This window comes from Bacillus sp. 3G2, from assembly GCF_044324725.1.
Taxonomy (GTDB): Bacteria; Bacillota; Bacilli; order Bacillales; family Bacillaceae_G; genus Bacillus_A; species Bacillus_A mobilis.
In genome coordinates this window covers 2191963-2214767 of the sequence record NZ_CP172246.1, presented here as the reverse complement: position 1 = coordinate 2214767, position 22805 = coordinate 2191963, and the positions used below count along the sequence as shown (strand labels likewise).

The 22805-nt window shown below is 34.5% G+C and carries 21 protein-coding genes and 1 pseudogene; 5 read left to right on the top strand and 17 right to left on the bottom strand.

Annotated elements, in window-relative coordinates; genetic code table 11:
• Positions 1–2: 2 nt before the first annotated feature.
• The 3 genes from dhbA to ACHZK0_RS11290 all read right to left on the bottom strand — a co-directional run bounded on the left by dhbA (position 3) and on the right by ACHZK0_RS11290 (position 2843).
• A complete protein-coding gene (dhbA, locus tag ACHZK0_RS11300; RefSeq protein ID WP_262742887.1) occupies positions 3–788 on the bottom strand; it encodes a 2,3-dihydro-2,3-dihydroxybenzoate dehydrogenase in 786 nt (261 codons plus the stop codon).
• Positions 789–1419: 631 nt separating this feature from the next.
• The gene (locus ACHZK0_RS11295) at positions 1420–2622 is read right to left on the bottom strand and encodes an OFA family MFS transporter (RefSeq protein ID WP_395761550.1); all 1203 of its coding nucleotides are present in this window, start codon (positions 2620–2622) and stop codon (positions 1420–1422) included.
• Positions 2619–2843, bottom strand: a complete 225-nt coding sequence (locus ACHZK0_RS11290) for a hypothetical protein (protein WP_262742898.1) — start codon at positions 2841–2843, stop codon at positions 2619–2621. The genes ACHZK0_RS11295 and ACHZK0_RS11290 overlap by 4 nt, the downstream gene beginning before the upstream one ends.
• A gap of 259 nt (positions 2844–3102) precedes the next feature.
• Between ACHZK0_RS11290 and ACHZK0_RS11285 the strand changes: the two genes are divergently transcribed.
• Positions 3103–3288, top strand: coding sequence for a YkvS family protein (locus tag ACHZK0_RS11285; protein ID WP_061679135.1), 186 nt, complete (start codon positions 3103–3105; stop codon positions 3286–3288).
• Positions 3289–3346: 58 nt separating this feature from the next.
• Here ACHZK0_RS11285 and ACHZK0_RS11280 read toward each other — a convergent pair whose 3' ends face one another.
• Positions 3347–3646 (bottom strand): ArsR/SmtB family transcription factor, encoded by a 300-nt coding sequence (locus tag ACHZK0_RS11280; RefSeq protein ID WP_000214798.1) that lies wholly within the window; start codon positions 3644–3646, stop codon positions 3347–3349.
• Between the two features lie 330 nt (positions 3647–3976).
• Here ACHZK0_RS11280 and ACHZK0_RS11275 point away from each other — a divergent pair, with 330 nt between their 5' ends.
• Positions 3977–4150 carry a hypothetical protein gene (locus tag ACHZK0_RS11275; RefSeq protein WP_001142748.1) on the top strand — a complete coding sequence of 58 codons (174 nt, stop codon included), beginning with the start codon at positions 3977–3979 and terminating at the stop codon, positions 4148–4150.
• A 123-nt stretch (positions 4151–4273) separates the two neighbouring features.
• Here the strand turns inward: ACHZK0_RS11275 and ACHZK0_RS11270 are convergent, their stop codons facing one another.
• The 4 genes from ACHZK0_RS11270 to ACHZK0_RS11255 all read right to left on the bottom strand — a co-directional run bounded on the left by ACHZK0_RS11270 (position 4274) and on the right by ACHZK0_RS11255 (position 9214).
• Complete coding sequence (locus tag ACHZK0_RS11270; protein ID WP_395761549.1) at positions 4274–7363, bottom strand: AAA family ATPase; 3090 nt, start codon at positions 7361–7363, stop codon at positions 4274–4276.
• Positions 7360–8517: an exonuclease SbcCD subunit D gene (locus ACHZK0_RS11265; protein WP_262743064.1), complete on the bottom strand. Its 1158-nt coding sequence runs from the start codon at positions 8515–8517 to the stop codon at positions 7360–7362. Before ACHZK0_RS11265 ends, ACHZK0_RS11270 begins: the two co-directional genes overlap by 4 nt.
• 15 nt (positions 8518–8532) lie before the next feature.
• A complete protein-coding gene (locus ACHZK0_RS11260) occupies positions 8533–8772 on the bottom strand; it encodes a DUF2584 domain-containing protein (protein WP_262743065.1) in 240 nt (79 codons plus the stop codon).
• 184 nt (positions 8773–8956) lie between these two features.
• Positions 8957–9214 (bottom strand): hypothetical protein, encoded by a 258-nt coding sequence (locus ACHZK0_RS11255; RefSeq protein ID WP_001119406.1) that lies wholly within the window; start codon positions 9212–9214, stop codon positions 8957–8959.
• A 316-nt stretch (positions 9215–9530) separates the two neighbouring features.
• Between ACHZK0_RS11255 and ACHZK0_RS11250 the strand changes: the two genes are divergently transcribed.
• Entirely contained in the window at positions 9531–10586 is a 1056-nt protein-coding gene (locus ACHZK0_RS11250) for an enoyl-CoA hydratase/isomerase family protein (protein ID WP_395761548.1), read from the top strand.
• Between the two features lie 183 nt (positions 10587–10769).
• Complete coding sequence (locus ACHZK0_RS11245) at positions 10770–11402, top strand: LysE family translocator (protein ID WP_262743067.1); 633 nt, start codon at positions 10770–10772, stop codon at positions 11400–11402.
• Between the two features lie 71 nt (positions 11403–11473).
• On the opposite strand, the gene ACHZK0_RS11240 is transcribed toward ACHZK0_RS11245, so the two are convergent.
• The 8 genes and pseudogenes from ACHZK0_RS11240 to ACHZK0_RS11205 form a co-directional block, all read right to left on the bottom strand.
• Positions 11474–12934 (bottom strand): CoA-acylating methylmalonate-semialdehyde dehydrogenase, encoded by a 1461-nt coding sequence (locus ACHZK0_RS11240; protein ID WP_000633351.1) that lies wholly within the window; start codon positions 12932–12934, stop codon positions 11474–11476.
• 36 nt (positions 12935–12970) lie between these two features.
• Positions 12971–13861, bottom strand: a complete 891-nt coding sequence (locus ACHZK0_RS11235) for an NAD(P)-dependent oxidoreductase (protein ID WP_097819800.1) — start codon at positions 13859–13861, stop codon at positions 12971–12973.
• A gap of 16 nt (positions 13862–13877) precedes the next feature.
• Positions 13878–15587 (bottom strand): acyl-CoA dehydrogenase family protein, encoded by a 1710-nt coding sequence (locus ACHZK0_RS11230; protein ID WP_395761547.1) that lies wholly within the window; start codon positions 15585–15587, stop codon positions 13878–13880.
• A gap of 306 nt (positions 15588–15893) precedes the next feature.
• Positions 15894–16802, bottom strand: coding sequence for a methylisocitrate lyase (gene prpB, locus ACHZK0_RS11225; RefSeq protein WP_242239146.1), 909 nt, complete (start codon positions 16800–16802; stop codon positions 15894–15896).
• 18 nt (positions 16803–16820) lie between these two features.
• Positions 16821–18257, bottom strand: coding sequence for a 2-methylcitrate dehydratase (prpD, locus tag ACHZK0_RS11220; RefSeq protein ID WP_262743069.1), 1437 nt, complete (start codon positions 18255–18257; stop codon positions 16821–16823).
• A 98-nt stretch (positions 18258–18355) separates the two neighbouring features.
• On the bottom strand, positions 18356–19477 hold the full coding sequence (mmgD, locus tag ACHZK0_RS11215) for a citrate synthase (RefSeq protein ID WP_071724138.1): 1122 nt from the start codon (positions 19475–19477) through the stop codon (positions 18356–18358).
• Positions 19478–19891: 414 nt separating this feature from the next.
• A pseudogene (locus ACHZK0_RS11210) lies at positions 19892–20117 on the bottom strand (cytoplasmic protein).
• A 15-nt stretch (positions 20118–20132) separates the two neighbouring features.
• The gene (locus tag ACHZK0_RS11205) at positions 20133–21278 is read right to left on the bottom strand and encodes an MFS transporter (RefSeq protein WP_270607983.1); all 1146 of its coding nucleotides are present in this window, start codon (positions 21276–21278) and stop codon (positions 20133–20135) included.
• 237 nt (positions 21279–21515) lie between these two features.
• Here ACHZK0_RS11205 and ACHZK0_RS11200 point away from each other — a divergent pair, with 237 nt between their 5' ends.
• The gene (locus ACHZK0_RS11200; RefSeq protein WP_395761546.1) at positions 21516–21797 is read left to right on the top strand and encodes a hypothetical protein; all 282 of its coding nucleotides are present in this window, start codon (positions 21516–21518) and stop codon (positions 21795–21797) included.
• A 138-nt stretch (positions 21798–21935) separates the two neighbouring features.
• On the opposite strand, the gene ACHZK0_RS11195 is transcribed toward ACHZK0_RS11200, so the two are convergent.
• Complete coding sequence (locus tag ACHZK0_RS11195; protein WP_395761545.1) at positions 21936–22592, bottom strand: DUF1801 domain-containing protein; 657 nt, start codon at positions 22590–22592, stop codon at positions 21936–21938.
• Positions 22593–22805 lie beyond the last annotated feature (213 nt).

The following is a 22805-nucleotide window of genomic DNA, read 5'->3' as shown; positions in this document are numbered from 1 at the left end:
TATTAAACGCCTAATGTAGCTCCGCCATCGACACATAAATTGTGCATTGTAATATGACTCGCTTTATCTGAAGCTAAAAACAATACCGCTTCGGCAACTTCTGAAGGCTGTGCAATTTTTTGTAAGGGTATACCGAGTCTATATGTACTTTGAGAACCAGCAATGATATTTTTTGCTCCATTCTCATCAGCCCATAGTAACCTTTGCATTTCAGTTTCAGTTGAACCTGGAGAAACTAAGTTACAGCGAATGTTATATGCTGCAAGTTCTAATCCTAAACACTTCATAAACATCGTCGTTGCAGCTTTGGATGCCGCATATGCAGCCATATCCATTCTCGGGGTATTTGCTGCATTGGAACCAACCGTAACAATTGCCCCTGACTTTCTTTGCATCATACGTTTACTTACCGCTCGTGACATATAGAAAACTCCTGTAGAATTTACAGAGAATGTTTTATTCCAATCTTCATCACTTAAAGAGTGAATCGCTCCCATACGTAAAACCCCTGCAACATTAACTAATATATCTATCGGTGCTATACCATTTTCAATACCGTTTACCATATCTTCAACTGCGGTACTATCACTCACATCTAAACGAAACGTTTTCATACGTATTTCATTTAATTCATTTTCATTTAAGAGAACATTTAACCCCTCTTCATTTTGATCAACCGCAATAACTGTAGCTCCTCTTTCTAAAAACATTTTGGCAACAACACTACCTATACCTTGGGCTGCACCTGTTACTAAAACCGTTTTTCCATCAAATTCCCCTAAGTTCATTTCCTCTATCCTTTCATTTAAAAATTAATCTAATTAAACGATATTGATAACGATTATCATTATCAATATAAAAAATAATACACTTACTAAACTAATTGGTCAAGTGTACTTTTCATCAAAATATTATTCATTGATAATGTTTTTCATTTAATATTCTTACACCGAAATGATAATCTTTCTCAATAAACTTGTCAACCTATTTTTATTTTTCAGATAAAATATTTTAGTACTTCTCAATGCAATTACATCTAAAAGTATTAATAAGCACGTACATTAAACATTTAATTCCTACGCCTCTTTGTAAAATTAAAGAAGATAAACTGTAGATACCCTCATTTACAAAGCCTTACTAAAAAATTGAGCATATATTTTCTCAACATTTTTCTGAAAATATCGAGAAAGTATATCTTGCAATTATTGATGTATGTCGTGTTTATAATTTAAGATTTAATAAGTAGTTCGAATATAATGTATCACTTTTTAATATTCCAATATAATCCAAATAGGTATGTCACTCATTTTTCCCCAAAAAATTCCAAAGATTATATAACCTATTTAAAACAACTCAAAAAAGCACCCTCTTTAACAGGATGCTTTTTCGTAATCATAGTGTTTTAGAAGATTTATATACTTATGCTACGCTGCGATACTCTTCTTCGTGTTCTTTTTTCTGTTTAGGTGCTTGAATTACTATTGCGATAATAAATGATACGACACATAATACGCCGATCACCATGAATGTTGGTTTGAATCCACCTAGAAGTGCACCGATAAAGGAACCTGCAAGCGCTCCAAATCCAAATCCTTGATACACAATTCCGTAGTTCTTACTATGGTTTTTCATACCGTAGAAATCACCAACAATAGCTGGGAAAATAGTGATATTTCCACCAAAGCAAAACGCTACACTTGCTACACATACGAAGTAAATACTGTAATTTAAATCTACGAAACTTAGAACTAATACTGAACTTGCCATAACAACAAAAGTACCAGTAACGATTTTTAAGCGGCCGATTTTATCTGATAACGGCCCTAGAATAATACGACCTAATGTATTGAAGATTGCTACCATAGCCACCGCATTGGCTGCTGTTGCTGCGTTAAGTCCTACAAGTTGAACACCAATATCTTTTACCATACCAATTAAGTATAAGCCACTCATACATGATGTAAATAACATAATAAATAATAAGTATACTTGTTTTGTGCCTAGCATTTCTTTCGTTGTATATTCGTGAGTTTTTGTCTCATGAACTGCACCTTGATCAGCAGCTTGATGGATTAAACAAGCTCCAAGGACAATCATAGCTGTAACAATTAAACCCCAGTATATAAACGCTTGTGATACACCAACTGATTCAATTAACTGTGCGTTAACGTATTTAAAGATTAAGCTACCTGAACCATATGCAGAGACAGAAATTCCAGCAATTAAACCTTTACGCTCTGGAAACCACTTTATTAAATTGGATAATGAAGTGATATATGCTGTACCATCTGCATAACCTACAACAACTCCTGCTAGTACATACAGCAAAATTAATGAGGAAGCTTGTGAACTAAGTACTAATCCTAGCCCTAATGCTAGTCCAGCTATCATAATAAGTTTACGAAGTCCCCATTTTTCTTGCAATTTACTTGCAAATAAAGTTGAAAATGCTAAGGAAAGACTAGTAATTGAGAAAGTTATAGCAACTGCGTTAAGACTCCAACCATATTTGCTAACTAAAGGCTGATTGAATAAACTCCATGTATATATCGTTCCAAGCCCCATTTGTACGATGACTGTGCCAAGGACAACTAGCCATGGATTAACATTTGATTTTTTCATACCTTTCCGCCTCCTCTTTCTATTTCAATGCTGTTCGCTAAGTCTTGTTTTTTTATGTTCATTTTGGTCACCTCTTTTGATTTAACAACTTCATTGTATAAGATGTTTTCGTTCATGTAAGCACTTACAAGATAGAGCGTCAAAAACATGGAATCAGTTACAGAAAACGAAGGACGAAATACAAAAAACGAATTATTAAATACGTAAATAGCTATTATCATGTTTTGCATCCATACGACTTACAGCTGTTTTATCATCTTTTTTTATAAAAATTATGTCTCAAGTTATATCATGGCTAGATTACAAAATTTTGATTTTCCTATACAACCAAAAAAACTATTTTTACACTACGATGCATTTTATTTTTTATAAAACAAAAATTTTTTTATTGATAAACAAAACTAAATATTCACTAATATATCTATACGTGGTTTAATATATATAATAAAAAAATAATTCTGTCTTTAATAAGGAGGTACTATGAAAGCAAACGTAGGGGATACTATACTTTTTCACCGAAATAATTTAAAGATTACAGGATCTGTACTAAAACTATATACTGAATCGGTCTTAGTTGAAATTACAGATGTAAGCGGTGGTACTTTTGAATTTGATCGAACAATTGTAAATCATAAAAACTATAAAATTTTAAATACGAATACATAAAACAACACAAAATAGCCCCTGCTTACCAGCAGCGGCTATTTTATATGAAAATACTTCATTAGTTTATATATCCTAAAACACTTACAATCTTACTCGCTTTTAAATTGTTAATGTGATAATAAATTTCTAAACCTCTTCTCTCAGCTCGTAACACTTTACCCTTCATTTTTGATAAATGTTGTGAAACCGTCGATTGTGGAATATTTAGTAATTCTGTTAATTGCGTTACATTACAAGTTTTTCTCGTACTTAATTCATTTACAATTTGTAATCGGATTGGGTGAGCCATAATTTTTAAAATATCTACATCTTCTTCTGAAACTAAACTTTTTCTCATTTCACTCGTATATGTTGTCATAAGACATTCCCCTTTTATGTGAATTTCTCTTATTTAGATCTATTTCCAAAATATTTAAAACTCCGGCGGAAAACCTTTATATAAAAATAATAGAATTTTAAATTTTTAAAAACAGAACGAAATACAATTCACTTTATTTATTTGGTACATATACATAATACAATGTTAATATGTGCTCTATGTGAAGTTAGCATAAATTTATAATGAAGATTTTTCAAACCATTCACATCTAACTATATACTTCCTCATAATACTATCCAGTGATTTTAACATATTTTAGGCATTTGTATATACTATCTACAAAATAAATGTTGTTTAGGAGGAATTCAAATGCCAACAATGTTACAAGAAGAAGTTGAAGAAGCGCGCGAAACGTATGTCAGTCGTATCATTTTGGTCGGTGGATCTGCTTTATTTTTAGTCGGTGGTGTTATCTCGGCAATTTCGGCCTTTAAAACTTATAATAGATTGGAAAATACACCGCCTTCTACAGATAACTCGTAGGTGCATTATTTAATTTTGAATAACAAACAAATGCCACCTCTAAAAAGAGATGGCATTTGTTTTATCATAAGTTCTTTACTAGAAACCCGCAAAGAATGCTTTAAGTATGAATTACAATTGAACTTACTTCACAACAAACCTCGTCTGACTACACCCATCCTTCTGCTTCGTTACTTCTAATACAGCTGGCATTGCGTTTTTCAGCTCTTGAACGTGTGAAATGACACCGATAAATCGGCCTGACTTTTGTAAGTCAATTAAGGCGTCTACCGCTTTTGTTAATGACTCCTCATCTAGTGAACCGAATCCTTCATCTATAAACATCGTTTCAATGGAAATACCACCTTCATACGATTGAATGACGTCTGCCATTCCAAGCGCTAAGCAAAGCGATGCATTAAATTTCTCGCCGCCAGATAATGTTTTTACATCGCGTGTTTGGCCAGTGTATGCGTCGTATACATCTAATCCTAATCCACTTTGACGATTTCTCTTTTCAACTCGTTCACTTCGTTTTAAATAAAATTGTCCATTTGATAATTTACGTAATCGTTCGTTTGCAATTTGAACAATTTGTTCTAAATACTCAATTAAGATGTAACGTTCAAATGATATACGGCTTTCGTTATCACCTTTCATTACTTCATATAAATCAACAAGTTCTTGGAAAGCTTTTTCTTCCTCATGAATTTGCTCATCAATACGTCTAATATTTTCATATAAATCAGAAATATATGTTACTGCATTTTGCGCACGTTGACGTTTTTCTTTAATGATATCAAGATTTATTTCTAAATCTTTTATATGTTCACCTAACGCTGTAATATCCATATACTCTTTACCTTTTAATTCAGCACGTAACTCTTCAATTTGTTTTGCAAGTACTTCAAGAGATGAATAATAGCTTTGAATTTCTTTTTGTAATATCTCCATCTCGGCATCATTTAATTTAGCTTCTTTATACGTAGATTGATCTGTAAATCCGCTCTGCTCAAGCTCTTTCATAAAGCGCACGAAAGTCTCTTCTTTCTTCAATTTTGTACTTTCAAATTGATTAGAAGCACTTTCCTGTTCTGCTTGAATTCGTATATTTTCATTTTGCCAATGTTGATACGCTTCCTGCACTTTCTTCCATTCGTCCTCCATTAATTTGAGTTCATGCATAGCTTGGTCAAACTGTACTTTCCAAGCTTGGACTGTTTGTAAGTTTTCAGGAATATTTTTCTTATCATGTTCATATGACGTACGAAGCTGCATACAATCCATTTCTATACGATGCTGCTCTGTTTCTACCTCACGCTTTTGCTTTTGAAGTGCATCTATTTTTCCTTCTACGTTTTTTATATTCACAGCAGTTTGCTTACGCGTTTCTTCGCTTGCTTTTAACGTATTCACTTCAATTACTAATTGTTTTCCCTTTTGAACAAGCGCACTATATGTTTCAGCTAATTCTTCCGAGCGATAGCCTCGCTTCTTAACCTCTTCTATTACCTGTTCATATTGAAGATGATAGAAATTCCATTTCTCTTCTAATTGAACATGTAATTTTTCAGCAACATTTTTCTTATCTCTTAAATCATTTAACTCTTTTTCATCGATTACATCACTTTGTTCTGTAGCTTTTTTCGGATGGTTCGAACTCCCACATACTGGACAAGATTCGCCATCATGTAGATGAAGAGCTAATATACCAGCTTGCTCACTTAACCAGCGGCGTTCCATATTTTCATATGCGTTCACTGCCATTTGCATCTTCTTGTATGCCGCTTCTTTTTCTTGCTCGAATTTGTGCTTTTCTTGCCAAACATCATATGCTTGCTTTAAAACTTTTGCATCTTCTCGCATATTCGTTAGTTCTTCTACTTTAGCTACATATTGCTCAAGTGCTCGTTCTAATTGCTGCAATTCACCAGACATTAGCTGTTTTTGATTTGTATGCTCGTCTAATTGTCGCTCTAAGTTGTGCATACCTTCTTTTAATTTCCCAACTTGAATTTCTGCATTTTGTAAATTCAACTGTTTCTCAGCTAATGATGCAATAATCGGTTGTAACTCTTCTAATCTTTGAACAAGTTTTTTTCCCTCTTCTCTCTCAGGTTCTTTATTCTTTATTGCTTCATATTTCTGCTGAGCTAGTTCAAAGCTATTCGTTATATTTTCTTTTTTGGCGATTATCTGTTTTAACAAATTTTCAGCCTTCTGCTCATTTTGTATTGCTTCTTCGTACCATTGTTCAAATGGTACTAAGCGCTTCGCTTCTTCCGCACGTTTAAAAGATGTTTCTTTCATTTCAATAATTGTACGGTTTTCTTGTAAAGTATTATATTTCTCATTCTTTTGTTGTAAATCTATAAATTTCTCATTTACAGATTTCGCTGCATGAAAACGTGTTTCAGCATCCTTTAATTGCTTCGTTTGAACTTCTTGTTCTACTTGTAATTGCTCAACTTCTGCCTTATACACATCTGTTTCTTGTTCTAATGCTTCTACTACTTGATGCGTATTTACATGTTCTTGTTCCACTAATGACTCTAATAATGACCCATCACGAATTGGTAATTTAAAAACATTACGGAAGTATAATTCTCGCTCTTTCTGCTTTTCTTGTAAGACGTCTTTCCATTGTTTTCGTTTTTGATCAAGTAACTCACGCATTAGCTTATAACGATCTGTTTTGAAAATACGACGCAAAATTTCTTCTTTGTTTTCTGTCTCAGATGTTAATAGTTTACGGAATTCCCCTTGCGGTAACATAACGATTTGACTAAATTGATGTTTACTTAAACCAATTAAATCTTCTACTTTTTTATTTACATCCGTTACATGGAAACGATCAACAGCTGGAACCTTCTCTTCATCAATCACTTCATATAATTCTACTGCATGTCCCGTAATTGTCTTGTTCCCTTGTTTTTTATGTCCAAGTTGTCGTTTTATTTCATAACGTTTCCCTTTTAGCTGAAAGGTTAGTTCTACACTAGTATACATATTATCATCAGCAAATTGACTGCGTAGCATGCTCGTATCACTACGTTCTTCTCCACTTGCCTCACCATATAACACATAACAAATCGCATCAAAAATCGTTGTCTTTCCAGCTCCTGTATTCCCAGAAATGGCGAAGATACGATGGTCTCCAAGATCGTTAAAATCGATTACTTCTTTCTGTTTATATGGTCCAAATGCTGTCATAATAAGCTGAATCGGTCTCATCCTCGTTCACCTTCCCGTTCTTGCACTGTTTGTAGTACCTCTACAAATAGACGTTCTTTCTCTTCTGATAAATCTAAGCCTTTCATTTCTTTATAAAAAGCCTTTAATAGCGATAAATCATCCGTTTTATGTCTTGAAACTGTTACTTCATTTGACTCTGTGAACTCTCGTCTTTGAATAGATCTTTCAACATGCATTGCATTTGGATATACAGAGCGTATTTTTTCCATTGGCTGCAAGACAGGATTTTCATCTAATAATTTTACAAATACGTAATCTTCACTTATTGGATGTTGTAACAATTCATCTATTTTTGCTTCTACTGTTCGCATTTTACGGCGTGGTGTAAGTAACCTTTTTTCAATTGTTACTTCACCTTGCTCGTCCAGTTCTACAATATAATATCCTTTTTTATGTTTTTCTTCAGAAATAGAATATGCAAGTGGCGAACCTGAATATCGAATTGTCTCATTACGTACGAAATGCGCTTGATGTAAATGTCCAAGCGCTGTGTAATGAAACTTATCAAAATAATGACTATTTACGTATTCAGCACCACCAATTGAAAGTGGTCGTTCTGCATCACTTGTATTTTCCTCTGCTTCTCCTGCAGAAGTTACAAATGCATGAGCTACAAATACATGTCTAGCTTCTTTATCCATCGTCTCAGAAAGCTCATTCATAAAAATACGCATCGCATCATCATGTGAACGTACGTCTTCATTTTTCAATACGTGTCTAACTATGCTTGGATCAGCATATGGAATGAGATGGAAGTGAACCTCACCATGTTCATCATTTAATATAATTGGATCATATGGAAATTGAAATTGTCCCACAATAAATAATCCTTGTTTCTTCATTAAACTACTACCAAAATGAATACGATCAGGACTATCATGGTTACCTGCAACCGCAATAACCGGTGTTTGTAAATCAATCACTATTTTTTGTAACACATCATTTAATAAATCTACTGCTTCTGTTGGTGGAATTGCGCGGTCATATAAATCGCCTGCAATAATTACAGCATCTGGTTTTTCTTCTTCAACAGCTTGTACAAACTGATCTAATACAATCTTTTGATCTTCAGTCATATACACGCCATGAACAAGCTTTCCTAGATGCCAATCCGCTGTATGAAATAACTTCATATTGTCCTGCTCCTTTTAATTTACTGATTTTAGTGATACGAGTTGATAGTTTATAGTAGTTTTTCCGTTCTCCCACTCTAACCTTTGTATCATTGCACTACCAATTCTTTCTTCATTTGATTTATATAAAGGTAATATTTCTTGAACTGTAAATAAGTGATAACCATCCAATTTTAATTGAAATATGTTTTCTTCTATATGTAACCTTACTTCTTTTTCATTTGAAATAATTTTTGTGTGCATCTCAAATTTCATGATAGATACAACCCCTTTTTCTAATCTCTACACTATTAATAGTATATTGGCTATGCAAGATTGACAAGTAAATACACGGTAAAGTACATACTTTTCTATCGCTATATGCTTTTTATTTTTAACATATAATACGGTATGTGAAATTTTATTTGTTTCAAAAATAAAAATGTCTTATGGGACATCTTTATTTTTGTATAAAGTCTTTCATTACATAATATAAAACTGTAATTAAAACAATCGCTACAAAAAATGAAAATACAGCGACAATGTACCCATCCTTATTTAATAAAATACAAAAAGAAATAGATATGATAAAAATCGGAAATACGAGACGTACTTTATCCTTCACTTCCTCTGTCGTATCTGTATGATGAAAAAACTGAGTTATCCCTATCATTAAAGAAGACAAAATAATCACCGACAACAGTAAAGGTCCTGGCATTCCGATTTCTCCTTTCTCTATTTCTAATAAAAAGCAATATTTCTTTTATCATAATCATTTCAAATACCCTTTTTAAGGTGATTATGTACAATTTACACCTATATAATAGCGTGTTTATCATGATAACTTCAAATAATTACAATTACAGTAATGTTGTAATATTCATTGTCAACCTCCGAAATCCTGCAAATATAACTCGTCAAAATATGCATTTGTCAAATTAACATGTATCGCCAACTTTAGACAAAGTTTATAAAGGACATTTCAGTACGTATCAAGAATTAAGAATAAGAAGATATGTAAGGGAGGATGAATTATGACTGAACACGTTTTATTTTCTGTTAGTGAAAACGGAGTTGCATCAATTACTTTAAACCGCCCAAAAGCACTTAATTCTTTATCTTATGACATGTTACAACCAATTGGGCAAAAACTGAAAGAATGGGAAAATGACGAGCGAATTGCGCTTATCGTTTTAAAAGGAGCTGGCACAAAAGGTTTTTGTGCAGGCGGTGACATTAAAACTCTTTATGAAGCACGTTCAAATGAAGCTGCATTACAGCATGCGGAACGTTTTTTTGAAGAAGAGTATGAAATTGATACATATATTTATCAATATAAAAAACCAATCATCGCTTGTTTAGATGGAATTGTAATGGGCGGAGGTGTCGGTCTTACAAATGGTGCGAAATATCGAATTGTAACTGAGCGTACGAAATGGGCAATGCCAGAGATGAATATCGGCTTCTTCCCGGACGTTGGTGCTGCTTATTTCTTAAATAAAGCTCCAGGGTTTGCTGGCCGCTATGTTGCTTTAACGGCATCTATTTTAAAAGCTGCTGACGTTTTATTTATAAACGCTGCTGATTACTTTATGACATCTGATTCATTACCAAATTTTCTTACTGAACTGGAAAGTATAAATTGGCATGAAGAAGATGATGTACATACTCATTTAAAAGAAGTCATTCGTACATTTGCAACTGCTCCAAGCCTAGAAAGCGAGCTTGCTCCTTCATTAGAAGAAATTACTTCACATTTTGCTTTCGATACAATTGAAGAGATCATCCATTCATTGGAGAAAGATCCAAGTTCCTTTGCTTTAAAAACGAAAGAAACGCTATTATCAAAATCCCCTATTTCGTTAAAAGTAACATTAAAACAGTTTATTGATGGCCAAGATAAGTCCGTTGAAGAATGTTTCGCTACCGACCTTGTACTTGCTAAAAATTTCATGAGACATGAAGATTTCTTCGAAGGAGTACGATCCGTTGTCGTTGATAAAGATCAAAATCCGAATTATAAATATAAGCAGTTAAGTGATGTTTCAGAAGAAGATGTAAATCGATTCTTTAACTTACTTAATGCATAAAAATAAATGGGGTCTTCCCCGTATATACAGGATTAAACTGAGGCTATATAGTCGTGTCATTACGCGACTATATAGCCTCTTTCCTATTTAATAATTTTTAATAAAATTTAATTTTATTAAATCAAAATATGTGCTACACTATTTTTAATTAAATATTCTAAAAATAAAAAAGGAGGAGCGGCTATGATTGAAAATTTTTTTCTTTTCATCATTATGTCTATTTGTCTTATTATTTTACCCGGTCCTGATACTGCAATGGCCACGAAAAACACATTAGTTGCCGGTAAGATGGGTGGAGTAAAAACAGTGTTCGGCACATGTGTTGCACTTTTGATTCATACGTTAGCAGCAGTAATCGGACTTTCCGCACTTATTGTAAAGTCAGCTCTTTTATTCTCTATTTTCAAGTACGTTGGAGCTCTATATTTAATTTATATTGGTATTAAAGCCCTTTTAGCAGTAAGAAACAAAGAAAGTGTTGATACGAACGATTTACCTTTGCATAACGAAAACGAACATACTTCTTGCTTTCGCCAAGGGTTTCTTACAAATTTATTAAACCCTAAAGTTGCAGTCTTCTTTTTAACCTTTTTACCGCAATTTTTAAATCCAAATCATAATACGTTTATCCAGCTTCTCGTAATGGGCCTTACTTACCTCGTTTTAACAGTTATTTGGTTCGCTTTTTATATATTTTTAATTGATAAAATTAGTGCTTTTATGAAAAAACCGAAGACGCAACGTTATATTCAAGGGTTAACGGGTATCGTCTTAATTGGTTTTGGTATTAAACTAGCTTTTGAAAAAAGTAATTAATAACGGCGAAAAACACCACTATTAATAGTGGTGTTTTTCATTTAATAACTGATTTCGCTGTCTACTCTTTATTAAAACCAGCGCTCAGTTACAACTTTTTTACGTGTATAGAATTGTACGCCATCTGTACCATTTGTACCTAAATCACCAAAGAATGAAGCTTTATTTCCTGCAAATGCGAAGAATGCCATTGGTGCTGGAACGTTTACGTTTACACCGATCATACCAGCATCGATGTTATCACGGAACGTTTGTGCATGCTTACCATTTGACGTATAAATAACCGCTCCATTTGCAAATTTAGATTGATTTGTCAGTTTAATACCTTCTTCTAAATCTTTAACTCTTACAATGCTTAATACTGGAGCAAAGATTTCATCTTGCCAAATTTTCATTTCTTGATTTACACCATCAAAGATTGTCGCACCTACAAAGTAACCTTCTCCAACTTCTTCCTTAATTTTACGGCCATCTACTAATAAAGTTGCTCCATCTGCTACACCGCTATTAATATAGCCTAGTACACGCTCTTTATGAGATTCACGAATTAATGGTCCAACATAATTATCTTCGTGGAAACCATCACCTACTTTTAACTTCTTCGTCTCTGCTACTAGTACGTCGATGAATTCATCAGCAATTTCATCTACTACCGCTACTACTGAACATGCCATGCAGCGCTCTCCACTACTTGCGAATGCAGATCCAATTACACCTTGCACTGTTTTCTCAAGATTGCAATCTGGCATTACAATCGCATGGTTTTTCGCACCAGCTAACGCTTGTACACGTTTCCCGTGTTTCGTACCTGTTTCATAAACGTAACGAGCTACCGGCTCAGATCCAACGAACGAAACAGCTTGAATATCTTTATTTTCTAAAATGCTATTTACAACATCTTTTCCGCCTTGTACTAAATTTAATACTCCTTTTGGAAAACCAGCTTCATAGAATAACTCTACAAGTCGCTCTGCTAAAAGTGGCGTTCTTTCAGATGTTTTTAATACAAACGTATTACCGCAAGCAATTGCAAGTGGGAACATCCATAATGGAATCATCATTGGGAAATTAAACGGTGTAATACCCGCAACAACTCCAATTGGATAACGCCAAATCGATCCATCAATGCCACTAGCAATATTAGGAAGAGCTTGTCCCATCATTAAATTTGGTGCTGACGTTGCAAGTTCTACCGCTTCAATACCACGCTGTACTTCACCAGTCGCATCTGTTAATGTTTTACCATTTTCAAGCGTTATGATTTTCGCAAGCTCTTCTTTGTTTTCTTGTAAAAGCTGTAAATATTTATACAATTGTCTTGAACGATTCGGAACTGGTACTTTAGACCATGTTTCGTATGCTGCTTTTGCCGCTTCAACAGCTTTTTCAACATCTTCTTTCGGAGATAGTGGAACGTAAGCGATAATTTTTCCAGTTGCCGGATTTGGAACTGCTTCTACTTCTGTACCAGTAGATTCTACCCACTCACCATTAATATGATTTTTTACTCGTTTAATTTCAGTTGTAATCATTATATTCTCTCCTTTTTTATGATATATTTACGTCTATTATTTTTGATTAGAAATTAATTGTTCACTAACCTTCTTATATAAAGCAGCCATATCGTTTTCACCATACCCTGCTTCACTTGCTTCTTCATATACATTTAATAGCATTTCGCTAACTGGTAAGTGAAGTTCGCTTTCTTTCGCTAAATCTACTGCAAATCCTAAATCTTTCTTTAATAAATTCACAGTAAAGCCTGGCTCGTAGTTTTCTGATGCAATGAAACTTTTATAATTGCGCTCATAAATTCTACTTTGACCGTAACTTACATTTAAAATATCAAACATTTTATCTAAATCCATATTATTCTTTTTCGCTAATGTTAAAGCTTCACTTACGCCAGCTGTATAAAAACCAATTAATAGGTTATTAATTAATTTAACAGTTGTACCACTATCAATCTGCTCACTAACATGGAAAATGTTCGCGCCTAGTGCGCCCATGATAGATTCCGTTTTGTCATATACCTCTTTTGATCCACCAACCATAAACGTTAATGTACGGTTTTCAGCTCCAATTACCCCACCACTAACAGGTGCTGCTAAAAAGTCTACTTTCTTTTCCTTCGCAGCTTCCTCTAACTGTTTGTTTAACTGTGGAGATACAGTACTTGTATCAATTAAAACTACATTCGCGTGACCATTTTCAAATAATCCTTCTTCGCCAAAATATACCGCTTCAACAGCGCGAGGTGAAGGTAAACTTGTAAAAATCACATCACATGTTTCTGCTAGTTTTGAGATTGATAAGCCAATAATTCCTCCTTCACTTTCAAAGGAAGCTTCAGCCTCTTTGTTTAAATCCACACCGTATACTGTGTAACTTGATTTAACTAAATTTTTAGACATCGGAAGACCCATGTTACCTAAACCGATAAAACCAATCTTTTTCATATCGCTTTCCTCCTATTTACACAATATACTTTCCGCGATTTATAATAGCTTTCGCAATTTCTCTCTTTTTTGTAAATACGTTCGTGTATAAAGGCACTAATAATTGACGAATTTCAGTTAAAATCACATGTCTATCTTGTTCTTCTGTGACAGCCGCTGAAAGTATAGAGATCGCCGCTTCCTCTACTTTGCGATAGCCTTCTTCACAAATAACGTCAGTTATCATTTGTTTCGTACGCTCTTTCTCTTCACCATTTTTACTAATGGCTTTACTCGTACGTAAAAATGCTGATTCCATGACGTACACGTCCGTTAACATATTTGATAATACACGTGAATATTCTTGCTCTTGATCAATTTTTAATCCTGGAGTTTTAGAGAGCGTTTTCAAAGATTGTTTCAACAATTTTTTCGCTAATAAAATATAACAATGGTTTCTTTCGACATTTGCTACATCAATCTCTACTTCTGTATCTTCAATTTGTTCCATTTGCTTCATTAACATTTTGGCAACTGTTAATCTATTAATTTCGTTCGTTCCTTCAAAAATACGACTAATTCTAGCATCACGATATAAACGTTCTACCTCGTACTCTTGCATATAACCGTAACCACCATGAATTTGTACAGCTTCATCTACGATATGACCTAGTGTTTCAGAAGCATTTACTTTATTAAGTGCACATTCAATTGCAAATTGAGACATTTTCTTCATAAGATCTTCATCACTCTCATGAATTGCTTCATCAATTACACCCGCTGTACGATAAGCTGCACTTTCTGCTCCATATGTAGCAATGATCATATTTGCAATTTTCTCTTGAATCATCGTAAAATCTACTAATTCCGTTTGGAACTGTTTTCGCTCTTTTCCATATTGAACCGACAAACCAATTGCTTGTTTTGCTGTTCCAATATTTCCAAAAGCAAGCTTAAGTCTAGCGAAGTTAAGAATATTAAGAGCTACATGATGCCCTTTCCCAACTTCCCCTAAAACATTTTCTACAGGGATGACAACATCTTCTAAAATAAGAGTAGCGGTTGATGAGCCTTTAATCCCCATTTTCTTTTCTTCTAGTCCAATGGATACACCTTCACATGTTCTTTCGACAATAAACGCTGTCATTCCTTTATTTGTCTTCGCAAAAACAACGTATACATCTGCCATATGAGCATTTGTAATCCATTGCTTCTCACCATTCAACTTCCAAGCAGTACCATCGTCATTTAATACTGCACTCGTTTTTGCACTTAAAGCATCAGAACCAGCATTCGGCTCAGTTAGAGCATAAGCCCCAATCCATTCTCCTGATGCAATTTTCGGCAAATATTTTTCTTTTTGTTCTTTCGTTCCGTAATATATGTAAGGCAATGTACCTACACCTGCGTGTATATTAAATGAAACGCTAAATGCACCAGCGTATCCCATTTTTTCTGCTACAAGCCCTGAAACTGCCTTTCCTAACTCAAATCCACCGTACTCTTCTGGGACCTCGATACTTAATAACCCAAGTTCTCCAGCTTTCTCAAATAGTTGACAAGATACTTTATAGTTATGTTGTTCAATATTCTCCATTTGTGGAACAATTTCTTGTTTAACGAATTGTTCTGTCGTTTTTGCGATTAAATCTTCATCTCCTGAAAAATCTTCTGGCGTAAAGAAAGTATGATTCACACCTTTATTAAGTGAAAAAAATTCATCCCACGGTAACTTCGTTTTCTCCATCTGAATCCCCCTATCATTTCGGCGTTATTTTCTACTTCATATGCTCGTCTACGATGAGTGGAATATCTTATTTTTGAAAACAGAAGGCGATGAATATTCACATCAAGCAGTTCTTTTTGCCAAAGATGTATTCTCATCGCCTTAGTTGTTTTATCCCGCTTTAATGGGCAGTAAGACCCCCGCCTCAAAATTCAGCGAAAGCAAAGAAGTTAGGCGGGCGATCAACTGCCCATTAAAGTCCGATTGGTTCAACTAATAATCAGTGGGGGATGAAGAAAACCCCCACTGATTAAAGTTTCACTTTATCTATTGATCCTCTGATAATACTGTTTTTGCAATTCCAGTATCTAATTCTTCAAAGTCATGATATGAAATTGTTTCATATAACTCACTTCTCGTTTGCATACTTGAAAGTGCATCTTTTTGAGAACCTGTTTCCTTAATTAAAGTAAACACATTCTCATATGCTTTCGCTGCAACGCGAAGTGAAGTTACAGGATAAATAACCATTTGGAAGCCCATATTTGCAAATTCCTCTGCACTATAATACGGCGTTTTTCCGAACTCAGTCATATTCGCAAGTAAAGGTGCATTAACTTTACTATTAAATAGACGGAACTCTTCTTCTGATTGAAGCGCTTCAGGGAATATCGCATCTGCACCTGCTTTTACATAGGCGTTCGCTCTTTCGATCGCTTCATCTAAGCCTTCTACACCGCGAGCATCTGTACGTGCCACAATATATAAGCTTGGTGCAACTTCTTTAATCGCTTTAATCTTTTGAACTAATTCTTCTGTCGTAACGAGTTTCTTACCATTTAAATGTCCACATTTCTTTGGTAATTGTTGATCTTCAATTTGAACAGCCGCAACTTTCGCTTCTAGCATTTCTACAGCTGTTCTCGCTACGTTTAATACACCGCCAAATCCTGTATCAATATCAACTAGAACTGGTAAGTCTGTAGCTCTTACTAGATCTCTTGCTCTCTCTGCCACTTCAGTAGACGTCACGATTCCTAAATCAGGTAGCCCTTTACTTGCAGTATAAGCAGCTCCTGATAAATAAAGAGCTGAAAATCCTGTATTTCTCGCAACTAAAGCTGCCATTGCATCATGAGCACCTGGAATTTGCAAAATTTCATTTGCTTCTACTAAAGCTCGGAAGCGATTCGCAAGCTCCTCTTGTGTTGACTGTTTATTCACAACCCAAGCCATTCTAAATTCCCCCTATTATTAAATTAAGAATAGATCTACAAATTCGTTTACATTCATATTTTCTAGTTTCTCTTCATTTAAACAAGCTTCATGAATTTGTTCTTGTTGCTTACTAGAATAATGACCTGCCATATTTGCAGTGAATTTTTGAACAACTTTTGGAATTGCTTCGTCTCTACGGAAACGGTGACCAAGTGGATATTCACATTCCACGTTTTCTGTTACAGTGCCATCTTTGAAATGGACTTGAACAGCGTTGGCGATTGAGCGCTTGTTCGGGTCAAGGTAATCTAAACTGTACTGTTTGTTTTCAACAACAACCATCTTATTACGTAATTCATCTACACGTGGATTATTTGCTACTGCATCCTCATAATCGTCCGCAACGATATCTCCTTTTAATAAACCAATTGCCGTAATGTATTGTAAACAATGATCACGATCAGCTGGGTTATTTAATGGACCTTCTTTATCAATAATACGAATTGCTGACTCATGAGTTGTAATTGTAATACGATCAATTTCTTCTAATCTTTCTTTAATTTCTGGGTGTAATTTCACAGCACACTCTGCAGCTGTTTGTGCATGGAACTCTGCTGGATATGAAACTTTAAATAATACATTTTCCATTACATATGACTCTAATGGTCTCGCTAACTTTAATTCTTGTTTATTAAATAATACATCTTGGAATCCCCATCCTGGTGCAGATAAAGCTGTTGGATAGCCCATTTCACCTTTTAGAGCAGTCATTGCAAGATGAACACCGCGGCTTGTTGCATCACCTGCTGCCCATGATTTACGTGAGCCAGTATTTGGTGCATGACGGTATGTACGAAGACTAGAATTATCAATCCATGCATGTGATAATGCATTAAAGATTTCTTCACGTGTTCCGCCAAGCATTTTTGCAACTACAGCAGTTGTTGCTACTTTTACATATAATACGTGGTCAAGACCGACACGGTTTAAGCTGTTTTCTAAAGCAAGTACACCTTGAATTTCATGTGCTTTAATCATCATTTCTAATACTTCACGTACTTTTAATGGTTCTTTTCCTTCTGAAATACGAACACGGCTAATATAATCTGCAACTGCTAAAATTCCGCCTAAGTTATCAGATGGATGTCCCCACTCTGCTGCAAGCCAAGTATCGTTATAGTCTAACCAACGGATCATACATCCGATATTAAATGCACCTTTCACTGGATCAAGTACATATGACGTACCTGGTACACGTGTACCATTTGGCACGATTGTTCCTGGAACAACTGGTCCTAGTAATTTCGTACATTCTGGATATTGTAATGCTAAAATTCCACATCCAAGCGTATCAAGTAATACGTAACGAGCAGTACTGAATGCTTCTGCGCTAGTTACCTCTTTATTTAATACATAATCCGCAATTTCTTCTAATAATGCATCTTTTTGTTTAATTTCATTTGTTTTAATCATGCTATTCTTCCCTTTCTGTCGAAAATTCGTTATTATTAATGATGGGTGTCGGTCAAACACCCATCTGGCGGGCGGCGCATACAACTCCCCAGTTGTTCTTATTTACTAAGTACATGTCGCTCGCCAATATAATTTACACGTGGACGGAACAATCGATTGTTCGCATGTTGCTCAATTACGTGTGCACATAGTCCCACTGTTCTAGAGCTAAAGAAGATTGGTGTGTAAAGTTGAATTGGGATACCAAGCATCCAATATACTGGCGCTGCATAATAATCAAGATTTGGATAAATTCCTTTTTCCTTCTCCATAATCTTTTCTCCAGCTTCACACATTTCATATAGTGTATAATCACCTTTTACATCACATAACTGCTTTAAAGCTTCCTTCATCATCAGTGCTCTTGGATCCATCTTCTTCATATACACACGATGTCCAAAGCCCATAATTTTTTCTTTGTTATATAGTTTCTTCTGTAACAACTCTTCAAATTTCTCAACATTACCAGCTTCTAAAAGCATGTACATAACCGCTTCGTTTGCACCGCCGTGTAAACTACCTTTTAAAGATGCAACTGCACCTGTTAAAGCACCATATAAGTCGGATTGCGTTGATGCAATAACGCGCGCTGTAAATGTAGAGTTTGGCATTTCATGTTCACTATATAAAACAAGGGAACGATCAAAGATCTTCTCCTCAAGTTCAGTTGGTTTTTTACCTGTTAACATATAGAAGAAATTCGCACTATATGATAATTCTTTAAGTGGCTGAATTGGGTCTTCATTATTTAAAATATGATAGCTATTCGCTACAATGTTTGGTACTTTACTCAATAATTTGTACCCGCGGCTTTTGTTTACCTCTAAAGAGCGGTTTTCGATATCATTATCGTAACCAGCTAATGCGGACACACCTGTACGCAATCCATCCATCGGGTGCGTTTCTTTCGGTAATGCCTTTAATACGTTGAATACACCTTCTGGTACCGCGTATTCTTCTTTTAATTTCTTTTCAAGTTTTGCTTTTTCATCCTCATTTGGTAGATGTTCTTCCAATAAAAGGTGCACAATGTCTAAATACTCTTTTGTTTTTGAGAGTTCGATTAAATCATACCCTTGAATTACAATTTCACCTTTCACTGTGTCAAGAAACGAGATTTTCGTTTCCGCTGCCACTATACCATCTAATCCCGGGGAAAATTTTTCTTCAGCTTTCATCATTATTTCCTCCAATCCTAATAGATCTTCGTGCACATAACTGTAAGCCTTTACAATACTGTGGAACTACATTTCTATTTCAATGTATCAGAGTTTTTAGAAGATTTCAATTTATTTTATAATGATAAGTTTCCTATACTTTTACCGATGTAACAATACAATTTTCCAAAAATAATTTTCATATTTTATAAAGAAAGGACAGACTTCTTTGCGTGTCTTATTAAAATAAAATATAAAGATGATTCAGAAAATCCTACAAAATATATCATTCACTCGATTTTTTTAAGAAAATAAAAAAATCGAGTTGTATACATATACAACTCGTTTCTACATGAAATTTATTTCACTATCTCATCAATATAATTCTTATATAAAACTTATTTATTTTTAAAAAAGTTATTATTTTACATAATTAAATTAAATTTCTTTCGTTTCCTCATAATAAGATTCAACTATATGATAGTTTTTAAAGTACTAAAGATTATAAACATCCCCTAAAATAGAATGTATTCTTTCTCAACTGATACGATTTCCCCATCTGATTTCTCAGAAACTATCCCTAAAGAATAGTCAGGCTGAATTGAACTATTAATATATTATCCTTTAACCATTGCAAATCGTTACGTTCAATTGAAATTTTCATCCTTGTTACTTCCGTTTACGCAAATTCTTTTTTACCTAATCGCTGTTTTACAAAAACAACAAAAATAATTAAAGCAAGTAACCCTGAAATTGCACTACCTGCAAATAAAATACGGTAACCAAACATTTGCGAAACAACTCCAAGTAAAATCGCACCAAGTCCAATCCCTAGATCAAATGCGGTAAAGAACGAAGCGTTAGCAACTCCTCTTTTACTCGGATCAACCATTGTAATCATCGCTGCTTGCAATGCCGGCTGTGCTGAACCGAATCCAACACCGTATAATACAGCGGCGATAATTACACCCATTAAACTATTTGAAAGTGTTAATACAACTATTGCGATAATAGTAATGCATAGTGCCGGGAGTATGATAAATACTTCACCATACTTATCTAATAGTTTTCCTGAAATTGGTCGTACAATTGTTAAAGCAACTGCATATACAAAAAAGAATGTCCCAGGATTCACATCAATTGACGATGCAAATAGCGGTAGAAATGTCGTAATCCCTCCATATGCAAATGATAAAAAGAAAACAACAATCGTAATGGATAGAACCGATTTTTCAAACAACTGCATTTTCCCTTTTTCTTTTTGAGGTGTGAATGGCATTTTCGTCATGAACGATAATAGAACTGCCATAAAGGATAAAAGAGTTGCTAACAAGAATAGGCCGTGAAATGAATAATGTTGCACAACCGATAATCCAATCATTGGGCCGATTGCCATTGCAATTGTCATAGCCATCCCGTACCATCCCATCCCCTCACCACGGCGTGAATCTGGAATAATATCAGTTATCGCTGTTCCAACAGCTGTTGTAGAAACAGCCCATGTCACCCCATGAATAACCCGCAAAACAGCTAAAAGGACAATTGTCGACGCTAAATTATAAGAATACATCGTTATCCCAAAAAAGATGAGTCCGAAAATAATAAAAGATCTTCTACCATATTGATCTAACATTCCTCCGATAATCGGTCGTATTACAACTGCTGCTATTGTAAACATTCCCATCATGAGTCCAACTTGTGATTCATTGCCACCTATCTCTTTAATAAAAAGAGGTAGCGTTGGAACTAGTAAATAAAATCCTGTAAATAAAAATAACATTGCGAAAGTCATTTGAATAAATGATTTCGTCCATAATCGTTCCATTAAAATTCCTCCATAAATACGTATGTTCTTGCAATTAACACCTCCATTTTACATTTTCTTAATCCCTTTGCCCTCCGTAAAAAGACGTATCTTTTTATAATAAATGGTCCACTACCCATTTCAATTGGTCTTACAACTTAATACGTATACCTTAGCCTAAAGTCCTATCGATATGTACCTTTATATGTATGAAAAGAATATACTACTTTATTATCACAACTTAGGAGTGATTATTTTATGTGGGTATCTTCAAGAGTAACAGTCGTCGTTCCTTCGACCCCCGAAATACACGTTCCAGCCGTACATACGGCTAGTTCCGATGTAGGAATTGAACTTCCCGCAACTTGGCAACAATATCACATTCCCGGTCAAGTCACCCCATCATTTTGGCATCATGGTACACATCCAAGTAGTACCACCTTCCATAGCCAAAGTTATCCTCCACTACCTCAGGCTCAAGTTTTTTATCATTTCCCTTCTATTTACTTCCAAAATTTCTACGGTACCTTTAACATCTAAATGCATCATTTTAGCGAAAATAATATGTCAATTTATTTTCATTATACAAAAAGTCGAATTCCTAGTAACTCGGAATTCGACTTTTTATGTAATCTACAAATATAAATACACTGTTAATAAAAGATTTAACTACAAATCTTACTGTTTCAAAGATTTATGTGATCCATCACAATTAGTCCCTTTTTGAGACAACCCGCACGTACAATCATTTAGTCCCTTGCCACCCAAAATCCTCTCCATATATTTTTCTATTCTGGATGTTCGAGTTTTATTTTGTTTAGCTTGCGAAAAATAAAGGATATATGCTCTTTGGCGTCCCGGTGTAAGTGACTCAAAGGCAACTTTAAAAGTAGGTATTTCATCAAATTTATTTTGAAGCTCTTCTGGAATTATAATTTCTTTATGCTCTTTCTTTTCTATTTTCAAACCTCTTTTTTCAACTTCAATAGCTTCAGTAATATATTTCTTCAAAATGGATTCCATTTCAATTATTTCTTGTATATTAGTAAACCGAATCTGACGCGCCGCCTGTGTATTTTTCGTTTGTTGGACTAAAATCTTATGAGTATCCTGCAACAATGCACCTTTATGAAACTGAAGCGCACAATATTCTTTAAATCCATGAATTAAAACTATGTTTTTTTTCGCGAACGTGTAGCAAGGATGCATCCACTTAAAATCTTCCGTTAATTCACTATTAAGAACAATACTTCTTAACTTCTCATATTCTTTTCTCCACTTTTTTGACCTATTTAAAAATTCATCAACTTTAGGATTCAATCTGCTGTTTGTCAATATGAAACGCCCCTCTACCTTTTCAAATCATATAAAACTTTGCATACTTGCTTTTTCAGCATATATGTAAGAAGTCAACTCTCTTTTTCCACTGAAATTCACATATCCAAGTGTAAAAGAACTTATAAAACTCGTCAACTAATAGTACGGAAACAATAAAAAAACTCTCTCTAGGAGAAAATTTTTTAGTGCTTTTACATAACAACTATTTAT